A 17,365-nucleotide genomic window follows, 5' to 3' on the forward strand; every position below is an offset into this window, starting at 1 on the left:
GATTGCCGATGACTACCGACACCACCTGGACCGACCCGCGCGACCAGCTCGAAGCCGTCGTGATGATGGCCAACGGGCGGCTCGCGCCGCGGAGGTTCGCCGACCGCGCCGCCGCCGAGGCGTGGGCGCGGCCGGAGCTGGGCGACGAGGTGCTGGAACGCAACCTCGTCTGCTCCTGCGACAGCTAGGACGCGCCTCCGAAGGCCGCGGTCGCGTGGTGCTGCCTGTCGATTCCGGCGGGGCTCGTCCGTCACAGTGGTGGCAGGCCACACGGGGCTGCCGCACAGGAGGAGCCGACATGACGCAGTACGCCATCTACTTCCACCAGCAGTGGGTCGGAGACCACCCGGCCGAGTGGTTCCAGACCCGCGTGGAGCCCAGCACCGCGGTCGTCCGTGACATGGAGGCGGCCGGGGTCCTGGTCTTCGCCGGCGGGCTCGAAGAGAACATGGCCGACGCCTTCAGCGCCGACGCGACGAGCGGGACCGTCTCGATCACCGACGGTCCCTACACCGAGACCGCCGAGTACCTGGGCGGGATCACCGTCATCGACGTGCCCGACCTGGAGACGGCCAAGATGTGGGCGGGCAGGGTCGCCGAGGGGTGTGGCTGGCCCCAGGAGGTCCGGGTCATCAAGTAGGTCCCCGACGGAGCTTCTGCCATCGGCCGGCTCCCTAGCTCACGTGCGCGACGATCCGCTTGATCGTCTCCTCGTCGCGCAGGATCCGGCGGTGCCCGAGCCCGTCGCTGAGCACCAGCTCCGCCTCCGGCCAGGCGCGGGCGATGCGGGCGCCGTCGGCGTGGTCGGCCTCCTTGTCGTCCCGGTCGCTCAGCACGAGCGTGGCGGGCAGCGTCCGTCGCGTGTTGGCCGCGCGCAGCGGGATGTCGAGGTCCGCCAGTCGGCGGTCGGCGAGGACCTGCATGCGGACCTCGAACCGGTGCCGGGTCCGCTCGCTGAAGCCGAGGGTGTGCGCGAAGCCCTCGATGTAGGTGGTCGGGTCCGCCAGCGGGGTGACCATGACCAGGCGCTCCGTGGGGGTGCCGTCCAGGACGGCGAGCGCGCTCGCGGCGGCACCCATCGAGTGGCCGACGACGGCGCGGGCCGGACCGTGCTCGGCGATCACGGTGTCGAGAGCGGTCGACATCTCCGGCAGCGTCGTGCGTCGGCCCCCGAGCGCGCCGGGCCCGGAGTCGCCGTGGGCGGGCGCGTCGTAGGCGACGACCCGCAGGCCGGCACCGACGAGGGGCTCGACGAGCGACCGCAGCTGCCCGCGGTGGCCGCCCCAGCCGTGCACCAGGTAGACGGTCGGTCCGTCGCCCCAGACCTGGCCGACGATCGTGCCGGTGCGGAAGGTGGTGCCGCCGGGGATCGCCGCCCGGTCCTTGGGCCGGGCGGGCGTGCACCACAGCCGGAGCGCCCCGCGTGCCACGAGCTCCGGGGCGACGCGGTCCAGTACACCGACGGCCGACCGGACGACCGGCGGCACCGGGGGCAGTTGCGTACGAACGGTCGTGCTTTTTTCGGTCGATGCTGCGGTCATGGCAGGTTCCTCCAGATGGGGTCAGCGCAGGAGCGACTGCAGCAGCCGCTCGAAGGTGTAGCGGGTGTGGGCCTCGGCGGCCGGGTCGTGCAGCAGCCTGCACGCGTGGAAGTGCGCGAGCATCAGGCCGTGCAGGTCGTGGGCGAACTGCTCGGGTGCCAGGTCGTCGCGGAACGCCCCGTCCTTGGCCCCGGAGCGGTACACCTGCGCGAGCGAGTCCATGAGGTCCCAGTGGTCCTTGACCACCAGGTCGCGGACCGGTCCCGGCTGGTCGTCGAACTCCGTGGCCGCCGAGACGAACAGGCAGCCCGACGAGCCCGACGACGACGTGAGCAGCCACCGCTCGAACAGGGTGCGGACGCGTGGCTCCCCGCGCGGGGCCGCGAGCGCCGGCCGGAAGACCTGATCGACGAAGTGCTCGCGCGCGCTGCCCAGGACCGCGAGCTGGAGCGCCTCCTTGGAGCGGAAGTGCGCGTAGAGCCCGCTCTTCGACATGCCGCTCGCGCTGGCCAGGGTGCCGATGGTCAGACCGGCGACACCGAGGCGCCCGGCGATCTCGACCGCCTGGTCGATCACCGCCTGACGCGTGGCGTCACCTTTGCTCATCCGCAAGTAATAGCACGATCGTGCGCTACAGCGCCATCACCGCGACGCCCAGCGCTGCTGCGCCGAGACAGAGGAGGACGGAGCCGACCGCGTTGGCGGTCGCACGGCGGACCTCCCCCGCCTGGATCAGCCGGACCGTCTCGACCATCGCCGTCGAGAACGTCGTGTACCCGCCGCAGAAGCCGGTCGCGGCGACCGCCAGCCACGTCGGGCCCAGGCCGCGGTAGAGGTGGGCGCCGGCGAGCAGCCCGATGAGGAACGAACCCGTCACGTTCACCACGAAGGTGGCCAGCGGGAACACCCGGGTCCACCGGGCACGCACCGAGCCGTCGACGACGAACCGCGCGGCCGCTCCGACCCCGCCGAGCACGGCGATGAGCAGGACCGTCATCGGGCGCGCCAGCGATGGTGCCGGGACGCGAGCACGACACCCGCGATGCACGCCAGCAGTCCGAGGACCACGCTGAGCACCCCGTACAGCAGGCTCATCGTCACCTGGCCCGCCGCGATCAGCCGCTCCATCTCGAGGGCCAGGCTGCTGAAGGTGGTGAACCCGCCCAGCACGCCGGTGCCCGCACCGAGCCGGACCAGGCGCCCTCGTCGCGACTCGGAGCCCCTGCGCAGGAGCGCCTCCAGCAGGGCACCGAGCAGGAAGGACCCGAGCAGGTTCACGACGAAGGTCGCGGTCGGCCACCCCGACGGCGACGCCCCCACGGTCTCCGCGACCGCCCAGCGCGCGGTGGTCCCGACCGCACCCCCGACCGCGACGACCGCGACGAGGCGCAGGTCGAGGTGCGGCGGACGGGTCACGGGATCTCTTCGGGGGCCTGGGGCACGATCGTGACCGGCAGCGGCTGGGTGTGCGCGAGGTGCCCAGCCGTCGAGCCGCCGATCAGGTGGTTCATCCACCCGCCCAGCCCGGGTCGGCGGCTGCCGATGACGATCATCGTCGCACCCTCCTCGCGTCCCACGCGGGCCAGGGCACGCGACGCCTCCCCGACCGTGTAGACGAACCGCCAGGCGACGTCGTGCCCCTCGAGGTCCCGGACGAGCTCGTCGGCCATCGCGGTCTCGGCGACGCCGTCGCCCTCGCGGCTGTCGACGTGGTCCGGGTCGAGCGGGGTGGTCACGAGCGTCCCGTCCGGCTCCTGGGCGACGAACGTGCGGGCGGGGTCGGCCCACACGCAGACCAGCGAGCCTCCGAGGGCGCGGGCGAGGTCGGCCGCGCCGCGCACGACGACGGGTGCCTGCCGCGGGACCACACCGACCACGACCGTCGGCGCACCCGGCGTCGGCGAGCCGTGCCACGCGTGCGGGGCGGACCGGGTCACCTGCCGAGGCTACCGGGGAACACCCGTCGGGCCGCGGAGGTTGCTGTGACCCATGACCACCATCGGATTCATCGGCGCCGGACACATCGGTGGCGCCCTCGCCCAGCTCGCGATCGCGCAGGGCTACGACGTCGTCGTGAGCAACTCCCGCGGCCCCCAGACCCTCACCGACCTGGTGCAGCAGCTCGGCGACCGGGCGCGCGCCGCCACGTCCGCCGAGGCCGCCGCGGCGGGTGACGTGGTCGTCGTGACCATCCCGACCAAGAACGTGAAGGACGTGCCCGTCGAGCCCCTGGCCGGCAAGGTCGTCATCGACACCAACAACTACTACCCGCAGCGCGACGGCCAGATCCCGGCCCTGGACGACGAGTCGACCACCGTCTCGGAGCTCCTGCAGACCCACCTGCCGCAGTCGCACGTGGTCAAGGCGTTCAACCACATCGCGTCCGGCGACCTGGCGACGCAGGGCGCCCCCGCCGGCACGCCGGACCGTCGGGCGCTCGCGGTCGCGGGCGACTCGGACGAGGCTCGCGCCGCGGTGGCGGAGCTGATCGACGAGCTGGGCTTCGACACGGTCGACGTCGGCCCGCTCGCGGAGGGCTGGCGCTACCAGCGCGACACCGCGGCCTACGTGCAGCGGTTCGACGCCGACGGGCTCCGCGACGCGCTGACGAAGGCCGTGCGCTACCGCGACATGTGACACCGACCGGACGGCCTGCGCTCCCCTCCGGGCGCAGGCCGTCCGGTCCCTCAGCGGGTTGCTCCGACCCGGACCAGCTGCTTCGGGCCGTCGTTCCCGAACTCGTCGGACGGGTGCGCCAGCTCGATGAACCAGCTGGGCTCCAGCAGGTCGGCCCCGCCCTCGTACGGCGCGGCCCAGTAGGCCAGCACCGACGAGACGACCTGAAGGTCGGTGCCCCGGCGGTCCTTGCGGTGCCGCGCCGCCTCCAGCACCCTCTCCAGCGCCTCGCCCTCCTCGACGAGCTCCGCCTCGTGGTGCAGCTCGACGGCGTCCCAGGTGGTCGCCATGAGTCGCAGCGGCCGGTCGTCGTCGAGGAACGTGGCGTTCACGCCCGCCCGCGGACCCGTCACCGGGATGCCGTCGAGCGTCACGCGGCTGCGCACGTCGGTCTTCACCGCGAACCGCGTCCGCTCCTTGCCGTCGAACCGCACGGCGTGGACGACGGCAGCGTCGATGCTCGACTCGAGCCGCACACCGTCGGACCGGGCGACCGCCGGGCCCAGCCCGAAGCGCTCGGCGAGCTCCGCGGTGACGCCCAGCGCCTTCTCCGCGGGGAGCGGCTCGGGGTGGTCCTTCTCGGGGTCGGCGGCAGCGACTCCGCGGACCGTGTCCACCAGGGTGGTGACGCCGGCGAGCCGGTTGCCCGGTCCGCCGTGCACGAGGGTGGCCTCCTTGCCGACGAGCGCGAACGCCTCCTCGGTGCGGACGACGTCACCGTCGATGCGGAACGACTCCGCGAGCGCTCGCAGGCGGTCGTCGTCCAGGGCAGCAGGTCGCACGCGGGCGACCGAGATCGTGGTCATGACTGTTCCTTCCGGGAGTGTGCGGGCGCTCAGCAGGCGTGCGGGATCCAGGTCCAGGAGAACCAGGAGCCGCCGCGGTGCGGGTCGGAGCTGACGAAGCCGTGGTCGTGCAGGAAGTCCGCGCCGGTGTTGGTGCCTGCGCTGTTGGCGTACAGGACCGCCGACTCCACCCAGCTGGGCTGCGTGAACTCGGCCATCCAGAACCACGCGTCGACCACGCGCATCGGGTGCCGGCCGATGAGGAACTCCGGGATGCCGTACATGGCCGTCATCCAGCGGCCGTCGAGCGCGGACGCGAACGCCCGCCCCGGGTTGGCCAGGTCGAGGCTCGTCGTCGTGAAGCTCAGCAGGGCGTGCAGGCCCTCGAACGCGTCGGCCCACCGGTCGAACACGTCGCGGTTGGCACCCTGCTGGAACGCGTCCATCTGCAGGGTGTTGCACACCTCCAGGCCCAGCCACTCCAGGTCGCCGTGGCCCAGGCGCAGGTCGCCGTCGTCTCCCGCGGACGTCGAGGTGAAGTCGCCGCGTACCTGCGAGTCGTCGGGTACGTCGCTGCGGAAGTAGAAGCCGCTGGGGCTGCCGTGGCCGGTGAAGTAGACGATGTCCGCCTGCTCCACCCACTGGTCGGCGTGCCCGCCGCGGGCGTTCGCCTTGAAGTCGTCCTCGAACGCGTTCCCGTCGCCCCAGTTGAAGATCCCGGTGCCGCTGTCGTGGTTGCGGAGCTCGTCGTAGAACCCGCCTGCGTCCTCGTGCTCGTGGGTCAGCGCGTTGAGGTTGTTGTACGCGTTGATCCACTCGGTGCCGATGCCGTACGACATCGTCGTCCCCCTTCGCCGTCGGTCCTGTCACCGAGAACGAGTTGGCTCCTCCGGGCGGAGATACCGCGGCCGCGGGTCATATCTGCTCGCCCGGGTGCGCCGCCGGTCGTAACGTCCGGCACATGGACCTCCCCCGCCACCACACGATCCGTGAGAGCAGCCACCAGATCCTCGACCCGTTCACCGACGCGCAGCTGGCCACCCTCGGCCGCGCCCTGCACCTGACCCCCGGCACCACGCTGCTCGACCTCGCGTGCGGCAAGGGCGAGCTGCTGTGCACCTGGGCACGGGACCACGGGACGGTCGGGACGGGGGTCGACCTGAGCACGGTGTTCGTCGACGCGGCCCGGTCGCGGGCGGCGGAGCTCGGGGTCGACGTGACGTTCGTGCAGGGCGACGCCTCCGGCTACGTGTCGGGCACGCCCGTCGATGTGGCCTCCTGCGTCGGCGCGACGTGGATCGGCGGCGGTGTCGTCGGCACGCTCGACCTGCTCGCGCGGTCGCTGAAGCCGGGCGGCATCGCGCTCGTCGGTGAGCCGTTCTGGCGCACCGACCCCCCGGAGGCGGCCCGCGCGATCGGCGACTTCCTGACCCTGCCCGCCCTGGTGGAGCAGACCCGCGACGCCGGCTGGGACCTGGTGGAGATGGTGCTCGCCGACGAGCACAGCTGGGACCGGTACGTCGCCGCGCAGTGGCTGAACGTGCGCCGGTTCCTCGACGAGCACCCCGACGACGAGCTGGCACCGTCCCTGCGGCACGAGCTGTCGACGGCACCTCTGGAGTACGTCACCAACCAGCGGCCGTACCTCGGCTGGGGCGTCCTCGCGCTGGTGCGGCGGCCGTGATGGACCCGTCGGCCGTGCAGGCCTACTACGCCGCGAAGAGCCAGCACGAGCGCGACCGGCTGCTCTCCGCGGAGGGTCTCCTCGAGCGCGTCCTGACCACCCGGCTCCTGGAACCGCACCTCGGCGCCCCCGGCCGCGCGCTCGACCTGGGCGGCGGCACCGGGCCGTACTCGGTCTGGCTGGCCGAGCTCGGCTGGGACGTCACCCTGGCCGACCTGTCCCCCGAGCTGCTCGCCATCGCCGAGTCGTCGCTGCCCCCCGGGACCGTGCGCGAGGTGGTCCAGATCGACGCGCGCGACCTGTCCCGCTGGGGCGACGCCACGTTCGACGCGGTCCTCAGCCTCGGCCCGATGTACCACCTGACGACTGCCCCCGACCGTGCGCGCGCCGCGGTCGAGCTCGCGCGCGTCACCCGCCCCGGTGCCCTGGTCGCCGTCGCGCTCATGCCGCGGTACGTGTCCGTGCGCCGCCTCCTGTCGCTGCCCGACGAGCGGTGGCAGCTGGCCGATCCGGCGTTCCTGGACCGTCTGCTCGACGACGGCGTGTTCGAGAACGCCGTCCCCGACCGGTTCACGCACGTCTACGGCGTCGAGCCGGCCGACGTCGCGCCGTTCTTCGAGTCGCACGGGTTCTCGACGGTGTCGCTGGCCTCGACGCACGGGTTCCTCACGGGCGTCGAGGACGGGTTCGAGGCGCTCCGGGTCGAGCACCCGGCGGCGTACAGCACGCTGCTGGACCGGCTCGTCGCGACGGCGTCGGACCCCGGAACGCTCGCCACCGCCGGGCACCTGCTGTACGTCGGGCGCCGTCAGCCGCCGACGAGCCCCGACTCGTAGGCCGCGATCACCAGCTGCACCCGGTCGCGGCAGCCGAGCTTGCGCAGCGCCTCCGAGACGTGCGACTTCACGGTCGGCTCGGCGATCCAGAGCTCAGCGCCGATCTCCGCGTTCGACAGCCCGCGCGCGACCGCCCGCAGGATCTCGAGCTCGCGCGGCGTCAGGTCGTCGAGACCCTTCGCCCTCCTCGGGGCCGGCGACCTCGTGGTGAAGTCCTCCACCAGCCGACGCGTGACCGTCGGGCCCAGCAGCATCGAACCCTCCGCGACCATCCGCACCGCCTCGACCAGCCGGTCCGCCGTGACGTCCTTGAGCAGGAACCCGCTGGCACCCGCGCGCAGCGCGTCGTAGACGTACTCGTCCAGGTCGAAGGTGGTGAGGATCAGGACGCGGGTCGACGGGTGCTCCGCGCTGATCCGCTGCGTCGCCGCGATGCCGTCGAGCACCGGCATCCGCACGTCGACCACCGCGACGTCGGGGTGGTGCTGCGCCACCAGCCCGAGGAGCGCGCGCCCGTCTGCTGCTGCTCCGACCACCTCGAGGTCCGGTGCCGCCCCGATGATCGCGGCGAACCCCTGCAGGACGACCGGCTGGTCGTCGGCGACCACCACGCGGGTCACGCGGGCACCTCGACGTCCAGCACGAACTCCCCGTCGACGACCACGGCCGTCATCGTGCCACCCAGTGCCTCGACGCGTTCGCGCATCCCGATCAGGCCGCGCCCGGGTTCCGCAGTGCCGTCTGCCGCGTTGCCCATCCGGAAGCCCACGGCCGTCTCCGACTGCGTCCGGGTCACCGTGGTCAGGCTCCCCGCCGCGTGCCGTCGGGCATTGGTGAGCCCTTCCTGGACTGCTCGGTAGAGCACGTAGCCCGTGGCGGGGGCGACGTCGCGCCACTGTCCGTCCAGCGCGATCGGCTGCCCCGCCGCCGTCGCACCGGCCACCAGGTCGTCGACGTCGCACGCGGTCGGCTGCGGCGCGCGCTCGCTCTCGTCCGACGTCCGCTGGAGCACGACGAGCACCTGCCGCAGCTCCGTGAGGGCCTCGCGGGCGTCCGTCGCGATGGCCGCCAGGACCTCGCGGGCGTCGTCGTTCAGACCCGGGTGCAGGAACGGCGCCGACTCCGCGCGGACCGCGACCAGCGACACGTGGTGCGCGACGACGTCGTGCAGGTCCCGCGCGAGCCGGGCACGCTCGCCTGCCAGCGACTCGACCTCGAGGGCGTGCCGCTCCGTGACCTGGGCGGCGACGTGCCGGAACCTCGCCCGTCGCTCGGCGCCGACTGCGGCAGCGATACCGACGGCGGCGGTGAACATGACGACGTGCGCGATGAACACCACCCACTGGAAGCCCGGGCCGTTGCCCGTCCCGGAGTTCACCAGACCGATCGGGAGTACCGCCTCCGCACCCGATCCGCAGTAGTAGGCCGCGATGGCCACCGCCACGGCCCACGGCAGGACCGCCCTGCGCAGCCCGTCGACCGCGGCGACGACGGCGACCGCCATGGTGCCGAGCCACCACCCGTACACAAACCACCCGGTGAACGGCACGAGCACCCACGGGACGACCGTGAGGAGCGTCGCCCACCCCGGGGACCACCGCGCGAGCAGCACGCCGAGGACGACCGTCGCCCCCGCGGCGAGGGTGAGGCTCGACGCGACGACCACCCAGGCGATGTCGACCTGCTCCATGCCGAGGAAGCTGAGGCTGGGCGTGATCACCAGGAAGGCGCCCACGATCGTCGCGAAGACGGCCGGCGTGATCCATGCCCGCCACCCGAGGACGGGCGCCACCGGACGCGGGCGGTGCACCTGGTCGGGCGCGGCTGTGGTCATGGCGCCATGGTGACCTCTGCCCGGGCCGCGCCACCTCAGCCACGCGACGGAGATCGACGTCGTCCTCGGGTCGGCCATCACCCCACGACGCCTGGGCGGACCGACGAGTGCGGGCGGAGGATGGAACCGCACACCCGAGCCGTCCCCGGAGGTCCTCATGCCCACCGTCCTCATCACCGGCACCTCCACCGGCATCGGGTTGGAGACCGCGCTGGCCGCCGCGGACGCCGGCTGGACCACCGTCGCGACGATGCGGGACCTGTCCAAGGACTCGGTCCTCCGCGAGCGCGGCGCCGGGTTCCCGCTCGACGTCCGTGCGCTGGACGTGACCGACCACGCCGCCGTCGACGCCGTGGTCGCGTCCGTCGTCGCCGACCACGGATCCCTGGACGCGGTGGTCAACAACGCCGGCGCCGGGCAGGTCGGCACCGCCGAGACCCTCGGCATGGACGCGTTCCGCGCGAGCATGGAGCTGAACTTCTTCGGGGTCGTCGCCATGACCCAGGCGGCGCTGCCGCACCTGCGCGCGTCCGGCGGGCGGCTGCTGACGATCTCCAGCGTCGGGGGCGTCGTCGGCCAGCCGTTCAACGACGCGTACTGCGCCGCCAAGTTCGCCGTCGAGGGGTTCCTCGAGAGCCTCGCGCCCGTCGCCGCGGCGGTGGGTGTGCGGGTCGTGATCGTCGAGCCCGGCGCCGTGGCCAGCGAGTTCGTCGCGAACGTCGGGCGACCCCCGTCCGACGACGGGCCCTACGCGCCCCTGCTGGCCGCCTATCTCGAGCGGACCGCGGGCGCGTTCGCCCACGCCCAGTCCGGCGACGACGTCGCCGCCCTCCTGGTCGAGCTCCTCATGGACGAGGACCCGCCCGTCCGCGTGCAGACGTCGCCGACCGCGCGCGCGTTCGCGGGGACCAAGCTGGCCGACCTGGACGGGACCGCCGTGCAGACGATGACACGCGCCTGGATCGCCGCAGGCGCATGATGGGACCAGCCCACCCGTCGTGCCTCTGAGGAGATCACTGTGTCCTTGACCGTTCCCGCGCTGCTCACCCCGTCCGCCGGCGCCCCGTTCGAGCGCGGCACCGTCGAGCGCCGCGAGCTCGGCGAGCACGACGTCCTCATCGACATCGCCTTCGCCGGCATCTGCCACTCCGACATCCACCAGGCGCGCGAGGAGTGGGGCAGGGCGCGGTTCCCGATGGTCCCCGGCCACGAGATCGCCGGGACGATCTCCGCCGTCGGCTCCGCTGTCACCAAGCACGCCGTCGGTGACCGTGCCGGGGTCGGGTGCTTCGTCGACTCCTGCCGCGAGTGCGAGATGTGCCTCGCGGGCGAGGAGCAGTTCTGCCTGAAGGGCAACGTCGGCACCTACAACAGCAAGTCGTACGACGGGTCGCCGACCTACGGCGGCTACTCCACGCAGATCGTGGTCGACGAGAACTACGCGCTGCGCATCCCGTCGGGAATCGCCCTCGACGTCGCCGCGCCGCTGCTGTGCGCCGGGATCACGCTCTACTCGCCCCTGAGGCACTGGGGTGCGGGTCCGGGCAAGAAGGTCGCCATCGTCGGCATGGGCGGGCTCGGGCACATGGGCGTCCAGCTCGCGCACGCGCTCGGCGCCGAGGTCACCGTGCTCAGCCAGTCGCTGTCCAAGCAGGCCGACGGCCTCGCGCTGGGCGCCGACCACTACTACGCGACGAGCGACCGGCAGACGTTCCGGGACCTGCGCCGGTCCTTCGACCTGATCATCAGCACCGTCGGCGCGGACATCGACGTCGACGCGTACCTGTCGCTGCTCCGGTTCGAGGGGTCGCTGGTGTTCGTCGGGCTGCCCGAGAACAAGCAGTCGTTCCGCGTCTTCTCGCTCACCGCAGCGCGTCGGAACCTGTCCGGCTCCAACATCGGCGGCATCCGCGAGACCCAGGAGATGCTCGACTTCTGCGCCGAGCACGGGCTCGGCTCGGTCATCGAGACGATCACGGCCGACGACGTCGACAAGGCCTACGACCGCGTGGTGAACAGCGACGTCCGGTACCGCTTCGTCATCGACACGTCGACGATCCCGGCCGCCTGACTTCAGACGAGGACGCAGCCGACGAGGGCGCACTTGCAACTACCGCGCTCGTCGCACAGCGCCGCCTCGTGCCATCCCCCGCACGCGCGAGATCGTTGGTTCGACGCGAGATCGTGGGGGCGAACCAACGATCTCGTGCCGGAGCCACGGTCTCGCGCGGTCAGGACGCCCGGGACAGGCCCAGGGAGGCCACCAGTTCCGTGAGCAGCTGCTCGTAGTACGCGTCGGCCGGCATGACCAGCGGCCGGAGCTGGCCGAAGACCTCCATGACCGTGAACCCGTGCACACGGACGAACGCGTCGACCGCCAGCGCGATCGCCGGGGCGGGCAGCGGGTAGGACTGCCGGGCGGCCAGCGCGTCGAACCCGGCGGCGGTGCCGTCGTCGAGGGTCGCCGCCCGCGCGGTCAGCACCTCCTCGTCGACGAGGCCGCGCTCGTGGGCCGTCGCGAAGAGCCCCATGATCCGGCCGCCCGGCCGGACGGCGACCGCCATCGTGCGGCCCGCAGGTGCGTGGTACCCGGGCACCGGGGCGCCGAACGCGAGGCCGAACTGCGCCGGGTGCGCCACCGACCAGGCCCGGTAGGCGCGCAGCCCGGCGGCGATGGCGGCGGCGACGTCCTCGGCGTCGTCGGCGAGCGCCTCGTCGACGGCGGCGTCCACCGCGTCGGCGTGCTCGGTGAACGCCTCGACCAGCAGCTCGGTGAGCAGGTCGTCGCGACTGTCCACGTACCGGTAGAGCGCGGACACCGCGATGTCGAGGTCGCGAGCCACAGCGCGCAGCGTGACCCCCTCGACGCCGGCCTGCTCGAGGTGCGTGCGGGCGGAGCGCAGGATCGCGTCGGTCGTCTCCTGACGACGGCGCTCGCGGACGGTGGCAGCCATCCGCGCAGCATAAACGAGAACACTGTTCTTGACTTCCGGACGACTCGCGAGAACACTGTTCACACAAGAGAGAACAGTGTTCTCGTTTCATCCGTCAGGAGCCTCCCATGGTCAGCGACCGCCGCACCGCCGCCTTCTCCCTCATCGCCTCCGGCACCCTCGCCCTTCTCGCCAGCGTCGGCCTGAGCGTGCAGTTCGGCTGGCCCGACATCCTCGACGCCCCCGCCAGCGAGGTTCTCCCCGCGTTCGCGGAGATCGCCGGGACCGTCCAGACGCTCTTCCTGCTCCAGATGGCCGGCAGCCTCGTCCTCATCCCCGGCGTCATCGCGCTCCACCTGCTGCTCGCCCGCAGCCGCGGCACCGACGCCGTCCTCCTGACCGTCACCGCGTTCGGCGTCCTCGCACCGGTCATCCAGAGCCTCGGCTGGATCCGCTGGCCGCTCGTCGTACCCGGCCTCGCCGAGCGCTACCTCGACCCGACCGCCTCCGCCGCGACCACGGAGGCCACCGCCGCGACCTACGAGCTGATCAACGCCTACGCCGGAGGGGCGCTCGGCGAGAACCTCGGCTGGCTGCTGCAGGGGGTGTGGGCTGTCGGGCTCGCGATCCTCGCCTGGCGCGCCGCCGACGTCGCCCCCGCCTGGCTGCGTCGGACGCTGGCCGTCGTCGCGGTCGCCTGGACCGTCACGCTGGTCCCCGCCGGCTGGCTGGCCTCGGACCCGCTGACCGTGATCGGCTCGTCGATCTACTCCGTCTGGTACCTGGTCCTGCTGGTCCTCGGCGTGGCCCTGCTGCGCTCCCCGTCGCGCACGCCCGCCCCCCTCGTCGCCACCCCCGCCTGACCCGCCGCCCCTCCGACCGCCACCGCCTCCCCGCCCCGCCCCGCAGCCGAACTCGGTGGTTCGCGCCGGATGTGCTGGGTTCCGGGGCGGGTGCGGGCGCCTACGGTGGGCGGGTGGATCCGATCCAGACCGTCGCGCCCCCGCTGCGTGGGCGCGTGATCCTGTCGCAGGACTGGGTGCGGGTCAGCTTTCTGCACTGGCGGGTGCCGTCCGACGTCGTGGCGCCGCTGCTCCCGCCCGGCACCCGGCCCGACGAGTTCGACGGCAGCTCCTGGGTGGGACTCATCGCGTTCCGGATGGAGCGGTTCACGCTCGTCCCGGGCCCGGCGCTGCCGTACATCGGTGACTTCCCCGAGATCAACGTGCGGCTCTACACGGTCGACGACGAGGGCCGGCGCGGCGTGCTGTTCCGGTCGCTGGAGGCATCGCGGGTGCTGACGGTGCTCGGCGCGCGGACCGTCATGAACGTGCCGTACCAGTGGGCGACCATGTCGATCCGGCGTGCCGACGACGCCATCGACTACCGCTCGACCCGGCTCACGGGTGATCGCCCGTCGTCACGGATCGTGGTCCGGCCGACGCGCGAGGCGGTCGTCGACGATCCGCTGGCCGACTTCCTCACCGCGCGCTGGGGCATGCACACCGTCCTGCGCGGCCGGACCCGGTTCGTGCCGAACGAGCACGAGCCCTGGCCGTTGCGACGGGCCGCGCTGGTGTCGCTGGACGACGAGCTCGTCGCTGCGGGCGGGCTGCCCGGGGTGGCCTCGCGACCGCCCGACTCCGTGCTGTACTCGCCGGGCGTGCACGCACGATTCGCGATGCCGCTGTAGCGGAGGTCGGTCACGCCCACCCGTCTGGCACCGCTCATCGCGGGCATGCGGCACCATCGTCGCCATGCTCTCCATCGACGACGTGCTGCGCACGCGGTTCGCCTCCACGAGGCTCCGCCCCGGGTACGACCGCGTCGACGTCAGCACCCTGCTCGACCGCGTCGTCGACGCGCTGGAGACCGGCGGGGACGTCGACGTCGACGCGGCCCGGCTCCGGCAGACGCGGTGGCGCGAGGGCTACGACATGGCCGAGGTCGACGCGTTCCTCGACGAGGTGCGGGTGACGCTGGCGTCCCCGCGGACGGCCGAGGTGCTCGACGACGAGTCCGCGACCCCGGTGCCGTGGCACGAGATGGTCCGCCACGTGCTCGGGACGGTGCTCGTCGGGGAGCCGTACGACGGCGATCCCCGACCGGTCACGCCGCCACGAGCCGTGCGCGCCTCGGCCCGGCACGTCACGGTCGCTCGCGACGGCCTCACCTGGCGTTCCCGGTGGCTGCGTCCGGGCCGGCTCGCGGTCGCCGACATCGCCCAGGTGCTGACCGTCCGGCTCGAGTACAACGGCACCACCAGCAGCGTCGCCGACTTCGCCTTCGTCCTCGACCACGCAGGCAGCGTCCGCCTCCGGGTCCGGCTCAGGCGCTCGACGCCGCAGGATCTCTGGGAGCCGCTCGGTGTCCCGGTCACGCGCGACCGGTCCACGCTCGGTCGGCCCAAGGACGTGCGGCGGCGCTGGCCGGAGGCGATCTCGTGGGCGCACGCCTACCCGATCGTGGCGACCGTGCTGATCGCGGCGGCGTCGTTGCTCGTCGTGTCGGTGCTCGACCAGCTCGCGTGAACGCGACGAGGCACCCCACCGCCTGAGCGGTGGGGTGCCTCGTGGGAGATCCGGAGGTCAGGCCTCCGGGTTCGGGTCCGGGACCGACTGCGGGTCGCCGGCCAGGATGAGGTACAGGTCCCGGCGCGCGCGGTCGAGGACCTCGAGCGCCTGGGTCGCCTGCTGGTCGGTGCCCGTGCGGGCGACCTGGTGGGCCGCCGCGCCGAGTGCCTCGAGGGCCCCGCGCAGGGCGCGACCCGGCGAGGTCGGCCGGCTCGCGGCGTCCTCCCACGGGCTGCCCAGCTGCTCGGCGTTCTCGGTGACGTACGTGCCGCCCGCCTCGGTGAGCGTGGCCATCTTGCGGCCGGACTCGGAGGTGATGGCGATGAGGCCCTCGTCCTCGAGGAGGTTGAGCGCCGGGTAGATGGCGCCCGGGCTGGGCCGCCACGTGCCGCCCGACCGCTCGCCGATCTGCTGGATCAGCTGGTAGCCGTGCATCGGCTCCTCGGCCAGGAGCAGCAGGATCGCGGCGCGGATGTCGCCGCGTCCGGCACGCCGGCCGGGACCGCGACCGCGGCCGCCCGGGCCGAAGCCAGGACCGCCGAAGCCGCGCGGGCCGCCCGGGCCGAAGCCGTGGTGCTCGTGCGGGAACGCTCCGCGGGGTCCGCCGCGGCGCGGGTCGAAGCCCTCCTCGTAGGGGGCGTCGGGGAAGTCGCCGCGACGGCGGCGGGTGCGGCCGCGCTCGGCGGTCGGGTCGGTGGTGGTGCTGACGTAGGGGTGACGTGGGTGTCGCATGAGGTGTCTCCTGACGATGTGGGTCGCGGGGGCGGGGTCGCTCGGCCGCGGCGTCCGGGAGGTCGTGCGATCTCGACCGGATGACGTAAAGATATATCGTCGATCTATCTTTGACAACCCCTAGCGATAATCAGAGCCGCGCGAGCACCGCCCCGCCGTGCACACCGAGCACCTGACCTGTGGTCCAGCCACCGTCCGGCGACGCCAGGTAGGCGACCGCCGCGGCGACCTCCTCGACCGTCCCCGGCCGGCCCATCGGCACGCGTGCCAGCCGACGCGCGTACTCGGCGTCGTCGAGCCGGCCGGCCCAGAACTCGGTGTCAGGCACGAACCCGGGCGCGACCGCGTTGACGGCGATCCCGTCGGCCGCCACCCGGGCGGCGGTCCCGGTGACCCACGAGTTGATCGCCGCCTTGGCCGCGCCGTACGACCCAGCGCCGCGCAGGGCGGCCACCGAGCTCATCGCGATGATCCGCCCACCCGGTCGCGGCATCGCCGGCAGCAGCGCTTCTCCGAGCAGGACGGTGGTCAGGACGTTCAGGCGGAACTCGTCGACCCACAGGTCGGCCGTCGCCGCCAGGCTGTCGTCGCGGGGCTCGAGGGACCCACCCGCGTTGAGCACCAGCACGTCGACCGCACCCAGCCGCTCCGCCAGCGCCGCCACCTCGGCCGGGTCGCGAAGGTCTGCCACCTCGACGCGCATCGTCCCCGCAGCGGTCTCCTCGAGCACCTCCCGACGCCGACCGACTATCACCACGTCGTCCCCGTCGGCCGCCAGCCTGCGCGCCACCGCGCGTCCGATGCCAGTCCCGCCGCCCGTCACCACCGCAGTTCTCATCGGTCCACCGAAGCATCGGCGTGCGGCTCTGTCGATCGGGACGGCCACGCGCGTCAGGGGCGCGACGACGTCGACGGGCTCACCGTGCTCGCCGGCGAGCCGATCCGCGGGACCGGCGAGGTCGCCGAGATCCGCGAGTCGATCGCTCCGCCGGACGGCCTCTAGGACGTCATCTGCGCGAGCTGGATCAGGTTGCCGCAGGTGTCGTCGAGCACCGCGACGATGACCGGCCCCAGGTCCGTCGGCTCCTGCACGAAGCGCACGCCCAGCGCGGTCAGCCGCTCGAACTCCGCCTGGACGTCGTCGACGCCGAACGACGTGGCGGGGATGCCGTCCTCGACCAGCGCCGCCTTGTACGGGCCGACCGCCGGGTGACCGCTGGGTTCGAGGAGGAGCTCGACGCCGTCCGGGACGGCCGGGGAGACGACGGTCAGCCAGCGGTCGTCGCCGCCGAGGGGGATGTCGTTCTTGAGGACGAACCCCAGGACGTCGGTGTAGAAGTCGAGGGCCTTCTGCTGGTCGTCGACGAACACGCTGGTCACGGTGATGCGGATCATGGGGACTCTCCTTCGTCGGGGACGGGCCAGCGTGTGGCGATCTGCCGCAGCGGTCCGGTGTCGAGGTGGTGGAACTTGTATCGGCCCTCGCGGCGGACGGTCACCAGGCCGGCCTCCTCGAGCACCTCCAGGTGCTGCGAGACGGCCTGCCGGGTGGAGCCCAGCCCGTGCCGCATGGTCAGCCGCGTGCACAGCTCGAACAGCGACTGCCCGTCGCGCTCCTGCAGCTCGTCGAGGATCGCGCGGCGGGTGGCGTCGGACAGGGCCTTGAAGACGTCGGCTGCCACGCACCATGTATAGGCAAGCATTCACTTGCCTGTCAAGGGACTGTCGATTTCCGGAACCCTCGCGCGTCATCGCCCTGACCGGCAGGGTG

24 protein-coding genes are annotated in these 17,365 nt (G+C 72.9%); 10 read left to right on the forward strand and 14 right to left on the reverse strand.

The genetic code is table 11. The features are described 5' to 3' along the window. The first annotated feature begins 8 nt into the window (after positions 1-8). Entirely contained in the window at positions 9-188 is a 180-nt protein-coding gene (locus ASD16_RS15510; protein ID WP_055920587.1) for a hypothetical protein, read from the forward strand. Between the two features lie 110 nt (positions 189-298). Further along, positions 299-640 (forward strand): YciI family protein, encoded by a 342-nt coding sequence (locus ASD16_RS15515; RefSeq protein ID WP_055919386.1) that lies wholly within the window; start codon positions 299-301, stop codon positions 638-640. A gap of 34 nt (positions 641-674) precedes the next feature. On the opposite strand, the gene ASD16_RS15520 is transcribed toward ASD16_RS15515, so the two are convergent. From ASD16_RS15520 to ASD16_RS15540, 5 genes are all read right to left on the reverse strand, one after another. Then, positions 675-1,487 carry an alpha/beta fold hydrolase gene (locus ASD16_RS15520; protein WP_162250312.1) on the reverse strand — a complete coding sequence of 271 codons (813 nt, stop codon included), beginning with the start codon at positions 1,485-1,487 and terminating at the stop codon, positions 675-677. Positions 1,488-1,562: 75 nt separating this feature from the next. After that, complete coding sequence (locus tag ASD16_RS15525; protein WP_055919392.1) at positions 1,563-2,147, reverse strand: TetR/AcrR family transcriptional regulator; 585 nt, start codon at positions 2,145-2,147, stop codon at positions 1,563-1,565. Between the two features lie 25 nt (positions 2,148-2,172). Next, positions 2,173-2,538: a fluoride efflux transporter CrcB gene (crcB, locus tag ASD16_RS15530; RefSeq protein WP_055919395.1), complete on the reverse strand. Its 366-nt coding sequence runs from the start codon at positions 2,536-2,538 to the stop codon at positions 2,173-2,175. Continuing rightward, positions 2,535-2,957 carry a CrcB family protein gene (locus ASD16_RS15535; RefSeq protein WP_055919398.1) on the reverse strand — a complete coding sequence of 141 codons (423 nt, stop codon included), beginning with the start codon at positions 2,955-2,957 and terminating at the stop codon, positions 2,535-2,537. Before ASD16_RS15535 ends, crcB begins: the two co-directional genes overlap by 4 nt. After that, positions 2,954-3,478, reverse strand: a complete 525-nt coding sequence (locus ASD16_RS15540) for a universal stress protein (RefSeq protein ID WP_055919402.1) — start codon at positions 3,476-3,478, stop codon at positions 2,954-2,956. The genes ASD16_RS15535 and ASD16_RS15540 overlap by 4 nt, the downstream gene beginning before the upstream one ends. Positions 3,479-3,530: 52 nt before the next feature. Between ASD16_RS15540 and ASD16_RS15545 the strand changes: the two genes are divergently transcribed. Then, complete coding sequence (locus tag ASD16_RS15545; RefSeq protein ID WP_055919405.1) at positions 3,531-4,178, forward strand: NADPH-dependent F420 reductase; 648 nt, start codon at positions 3,531-3,533, stop codon at positions 4,176-4,178. Positions 4,179-4,228: 50 nt separating this feature from the next. Here ASD16_RS15545 and ASD16_RS15550 read toward each other — a convergent pair whose 3' ends face one another. Together ASD16_RS15550 and ASD16_RS15555 are read right to left on the reverse strand one after the other, a co-directional pair. Then, complete coding sequence (locus tag ASD16_RS15550) at positions 4,229-5,023, reverse strand: hypothetical protein (protein ID WP_055919408.1); 795 nt, start codon at positions 5,021-5,023, stop codon at positions 4,229-4,231. 29 nt (positions 5,024-5,052) lie between these two features. After that, positions 5,053-5,841 (reverse strand): DUF6345 domain-containing protein, encoded by a 789-nt coding sequence (locus ASD16_RS15555; RefSeq protein WP_055919411.1) that lies wholly within the window; start codon positions 5,839-5,841, stop codon positions 5,053-5,055. Between the two features lie 122 nt (positions 5,842-5,963). Between ASD16_RS15555 and ASD16_RS15560 the strand changes: the two genes are divergently transcribed. Both ASD16_RS15560 and ASD16_RS15565 read left to right on the forward strand, forming a co-directional pair. Then, on the forward strand, positions 5,964-6,686 hold the full coding sequence (locus ASD16_RS15560) for a cyclopropane-fatty-acyl-phospholipid synthase family protein (RefSeq protein ID WP_055919413.1): 723 nt from the start codon (positions 5,964-5,966) through the stop codon (positions 6,684-6,686). Further along, a complete protein-coding gene (locus ASD16_RS15565; RefSeq protein ID WP_055919415.1) occupies positions 6,686-7,522 on the forward strand; it encodes a bifunctional 2-polyprenyl-6-hydroxyphenol methylase/3-demethylubiquinol 3-O-methyltransferase UbiG in 837 nt (278 codons plus the stop codon). Before ASD16_RS15560 ends, ASD16_RS15565 begins: the two co-directional genes overlap by 1 nt. Here the strand turns inward: ASD16_RS15565 and ASD16_RS15570 are convergent. Beyond that, entirely contained in the window at positions 7,495-8,142 is a 648-nt protein-coding gene (locus tag ASD16_RS15570; RefSeq protein ID WP_055919417.1) for a response regulator transcription factor, read from the reverse strand. The genes ASD16_RS15565 and ASD16_RS15570 overlap by 28 nt on opposite strands. Next, a complete protein-coding gene (locus ASD16_RS15575) occupies positions 8,139-9,356 on the reverse strand; it encodes a sensor histidine kinase (RefSeq protein WP_055919420.1) in 1,218 nt (405 codons plus the stop codon). The genes ASD16_RS15570 and ASD16_RS15575 overlap by 4 nt, the downstream gene beginning before the upstream one ends. A gap of 157 nt (positions 9,357-9,513) precedes the next feature. On the opposite strand from ASD16_RS15575, the gene ASD16_RS15580 reads away from it, so the two are divergent. Next, positions 9,514-10,335, forward strand: coding sequence for an SDR family NAD(P)-dependent oxidoreductase (locus tag ASD16_RS15580; RefSeq protein ID WP_055919423.1), 822 nt, complete (start codon positions 9,514-9,516; stop codon positions 10,333-10,335). Between the two features lie 39 nt (positions 10,336-10,374). Continuing rightward, positions 10,375-11,427, forward strand: a complete 1,053-nt coding sequence (locus tag ASD16_RS15585; RefSeq protein WP_055919426.1) for an NAD(P)-dependent alcohol dehydrogenase — start codon at positions 10,375-10,377, stop codon at positions 11,425-11,427. Between the two features lie 160 nt (positions 11,428-11,587). Here ASD16_RS15585 and ASD16_RS15590 read toward each other — a convergent pair whose 3' ends face one another. Next, entirely contained in the window at positions 11,588-12,310 is a 723-nt protein-coding gene (locus tag ASD16_RS15590; RefSeq protein WP_055919429.1) for a TetR/AcrR family transcriptional regulator, read from the reverse strand. A gap of 107 nt (positions 12,311-12,417) precedes the next feature. On the opposite strand from ASD16_RS15590, the gene ASD16_RS15595 reads away from it, so the two are divergent. The 3 genes from ASD16_RS15595 (at position 12,418) to ASD16_RS15605 (ending at position 14,820) form a co-directional block, all read left to right on the forward strand. Beyond that, positions 12,418-13,152 carry a DUF4386 family protein gene (locus ASD16_RS15595; protein WP_055919432.1) on the forward strand — a complete coding sequence of 245 codons (735 nt, stop codon included), beginning with the start codon at positions 12,418-12,420 and terminating at the stop codon, positions 13,150-13,152. A 113-nt stretch (positions 13,153-13,265) separates the two neighbouring features. Next, positions 13,266-13,982: a YqjF family protein gene (locus ASD16_RS15600; RefSeq protein ID WP_200942967.1), complete on the forward strand. Its 717-nt coding sequence runs from the start codon at positions 13,266-13,268 to the stop codon at positions 13,980-13,982. Between the two features lie 64 nt (positions 13,983-14,046). Then, positions 14,047-14,820, forward strand: coding sequence for a DivIVA domain-containing protein (locus tag ASD16_RS15605; protein WP_055919435.1), 774 nt, complete (start codon positions 14,047-14,049; stop codon positions 14,818-14,820). 57 nt (positions 14,821-14,877) lie between these two features. On the opposite strand, the gene ASD16_RS15610 is transcribed toward ASD16_RS15605, so the two are convergent. From ASD16_RS15610 to ASD16_RS15625, 4 genes are all read right to left on the reverse strand, one after another. Continuing rightward, on the reverse strand, positions 14,878-15,594 hold the full coding sequence (locus ASD16_RS15610) for a PadR family transcriptional regulator (RefSeq protein WP_082570908.1): 717 nt from the start codon (positions 15,592-15,594) through the stop codon (positions 14,878-14,880). Positions 15,595-15,724: 130 nt separating this feature from the next. Continuing rightward, the gene (locus ASD16_RS15615; RefSeq protein WP_055919439.1) at positions 15,725-16,432 is read right to left on the reverse strand and encodes an SDR family NAD(P)-dependent oxidoreductase; all 708 of its coding nucleotides are present in this window, start codon (positions 16,430-16,432) and stop codon (positions 15,725-15,727) included. Between the two features lie 161 nt (positions 16,433-16,593). Continuing rightward, positions 16,594-16,989, reverse strand: coding sequence for a VOC family protein (locus ASD16_RS15620; protein WP_369817987.1), 396 nt, complete (start codon positions 16,987-16,989; stop codon positions 16,594-16,596). Beyond that, positions 16,986-17,276, reverse strand: a complete 291-nt coding sequence (locus ASD16_RS15625; protein ID WP_235523341.1) for a helix-turn-helix transcriptional regulator — start codon at positions 17,274-17,276, stop codon at positions 16,986-16,988. The genes ASD16_RS15620 and ASD16_RS15625 overlap by 4 nt, the downstream gene beginning before the upstream one ends. Positions 17,277-17,365 lie beyond the last annotated feature (89 nt).

Origin of the sequence: Cellulomonas sp. Root485 (genome assembly GCF_001426705.1) — a bacterium.
Taxonomy (GTDB): domain Bacteria; phylum Actinomycetota; class Actinomycetes; order Actinomycetales; family Cellulomonadaceae; genus Cellulomonas.

Excerpts from the sequence above, each read along its gene's own strand:
- ASD16_RS15510 (WP_055920587.1), top strand. The coding sequence starts at position 9 with ATGACTACCGACACCACCTGGACCGACCCGCGCGACCAGCTCGAAGCC.
- ASD16_RS15515 (WP_055919386.1), top strand. The coding sequence starts at position 299 with ATGACGCAGTACGCCATCTACTTCCACCAGCAGTGGGTCGGAGACCAC.
- ASD16_RS15525 (WP_055919392.1), bottom strand. The coding sequence starts at position 2,147 with ATGAGCAAAGGTGACGCCACGCGTCAGGCGGTGATCGACCAGGCGGTC.
- crcB (WP_055919395.1), bottom strand. The coding sequence starts at position 2,538 with ATGACGGTCCTGCTCATCGCCGTGCTCGGCGGGGTCGGAGCGGCCGCG.
- ASD16_RS15545 (WP_055919405.1), top strand. The coding sequence starts at position 3,531 with ATGACCACCATCGGATTCATCGGCGCCGGACACATCGGTGGCGCCCTC.
- ASD16_RS15550 (WP_055919408.1), bottom strand. The coding sequence starts at position 5,023 with ATGACCACGATCTCGGTCGCCCGCGTGCGACCTGCTGCCCTGGACGAC.
- ASD16_RS15555 (WP_055919411.1), bottom strand. The coding sequence starts at position 5,841 with ATGTCGTACGGCATCGGCACCGAGTGGATCAACGCGTACAACAACCTC.
- ASD16_RS15560 (WP_055919413.1), top strand. The coding sequence starts at position 5,964 with ATGGACCTCCCCCGCCACCACACGATCCGTGAGAGCAGCCACCAGATC.
- ASD16_RS15565 (WP_055919415.1), top strand. The coding sequence starts at position 6,686 with ATGGACCCGTCGGCCGTGCAGGCCTACTACGCCGCGAAGAGCCAGCAC.
- ASD16_RS15575 (WP_055919420.1), bottom strand. The coding sequence starts at position 9,356 with ATGACCACAGCCGCGCCCGACCAGGTGCACCGCCCGCGTCCGGTGGCG.
- ASD16_RS15580 (WP_055919423.1), top strand. The coding sequence starts at position 9,514 with ATGCCCACCGTCCTCATCACCGGCACCTCCACCGGCATCGGGTTGGAG.
- ASD16_RS15590 (WP_055919429.1), bottom strand. The coding sequence starts at position 12,310 with ATGGCTGCCACCGTCCGCGAGCGCCGTCGTCAGGAGACGACCGACGCG.
- ASD16_RS15595 (WP_055919432.1), top strand. The coding sequence starts at position 12,418 with ATGGTCAGCGACCGCCGCACCGCCGCCTTCTCCCTCATCGCCTCCGGC.
- ASD16_RS15605 (WP_055919435.1), top strand. The coding sequence starts at position 14,047 with ATGCTCTCCATCGACGACGTGCTGCGCACGCGGTTCGCCTCCACGAGG.
- ASD16_RS15610 (WP_082570908.1), bottom strand. The coding sequence starts at position 15,594 with ATGCGACACCCACGTCACCCCTACGTCAGCACCACCACCGACCCGACC.
- ASD16_RS15615 (WP_055919439.1), bottom strand. The coding sequence starts at position 16,432 with ATGAGAACTGCGGTGGTGACGGGCGGCGGGACTGGCATCGGACGCGCG.
- ASD16_RS15620 (WP_369817987.1), bottom strand. The coding sequence starts at position 16,989 with ATGATCCGCATCACCGTGACCAGCGTGTTCGTCGACGACCAGCAGAAG.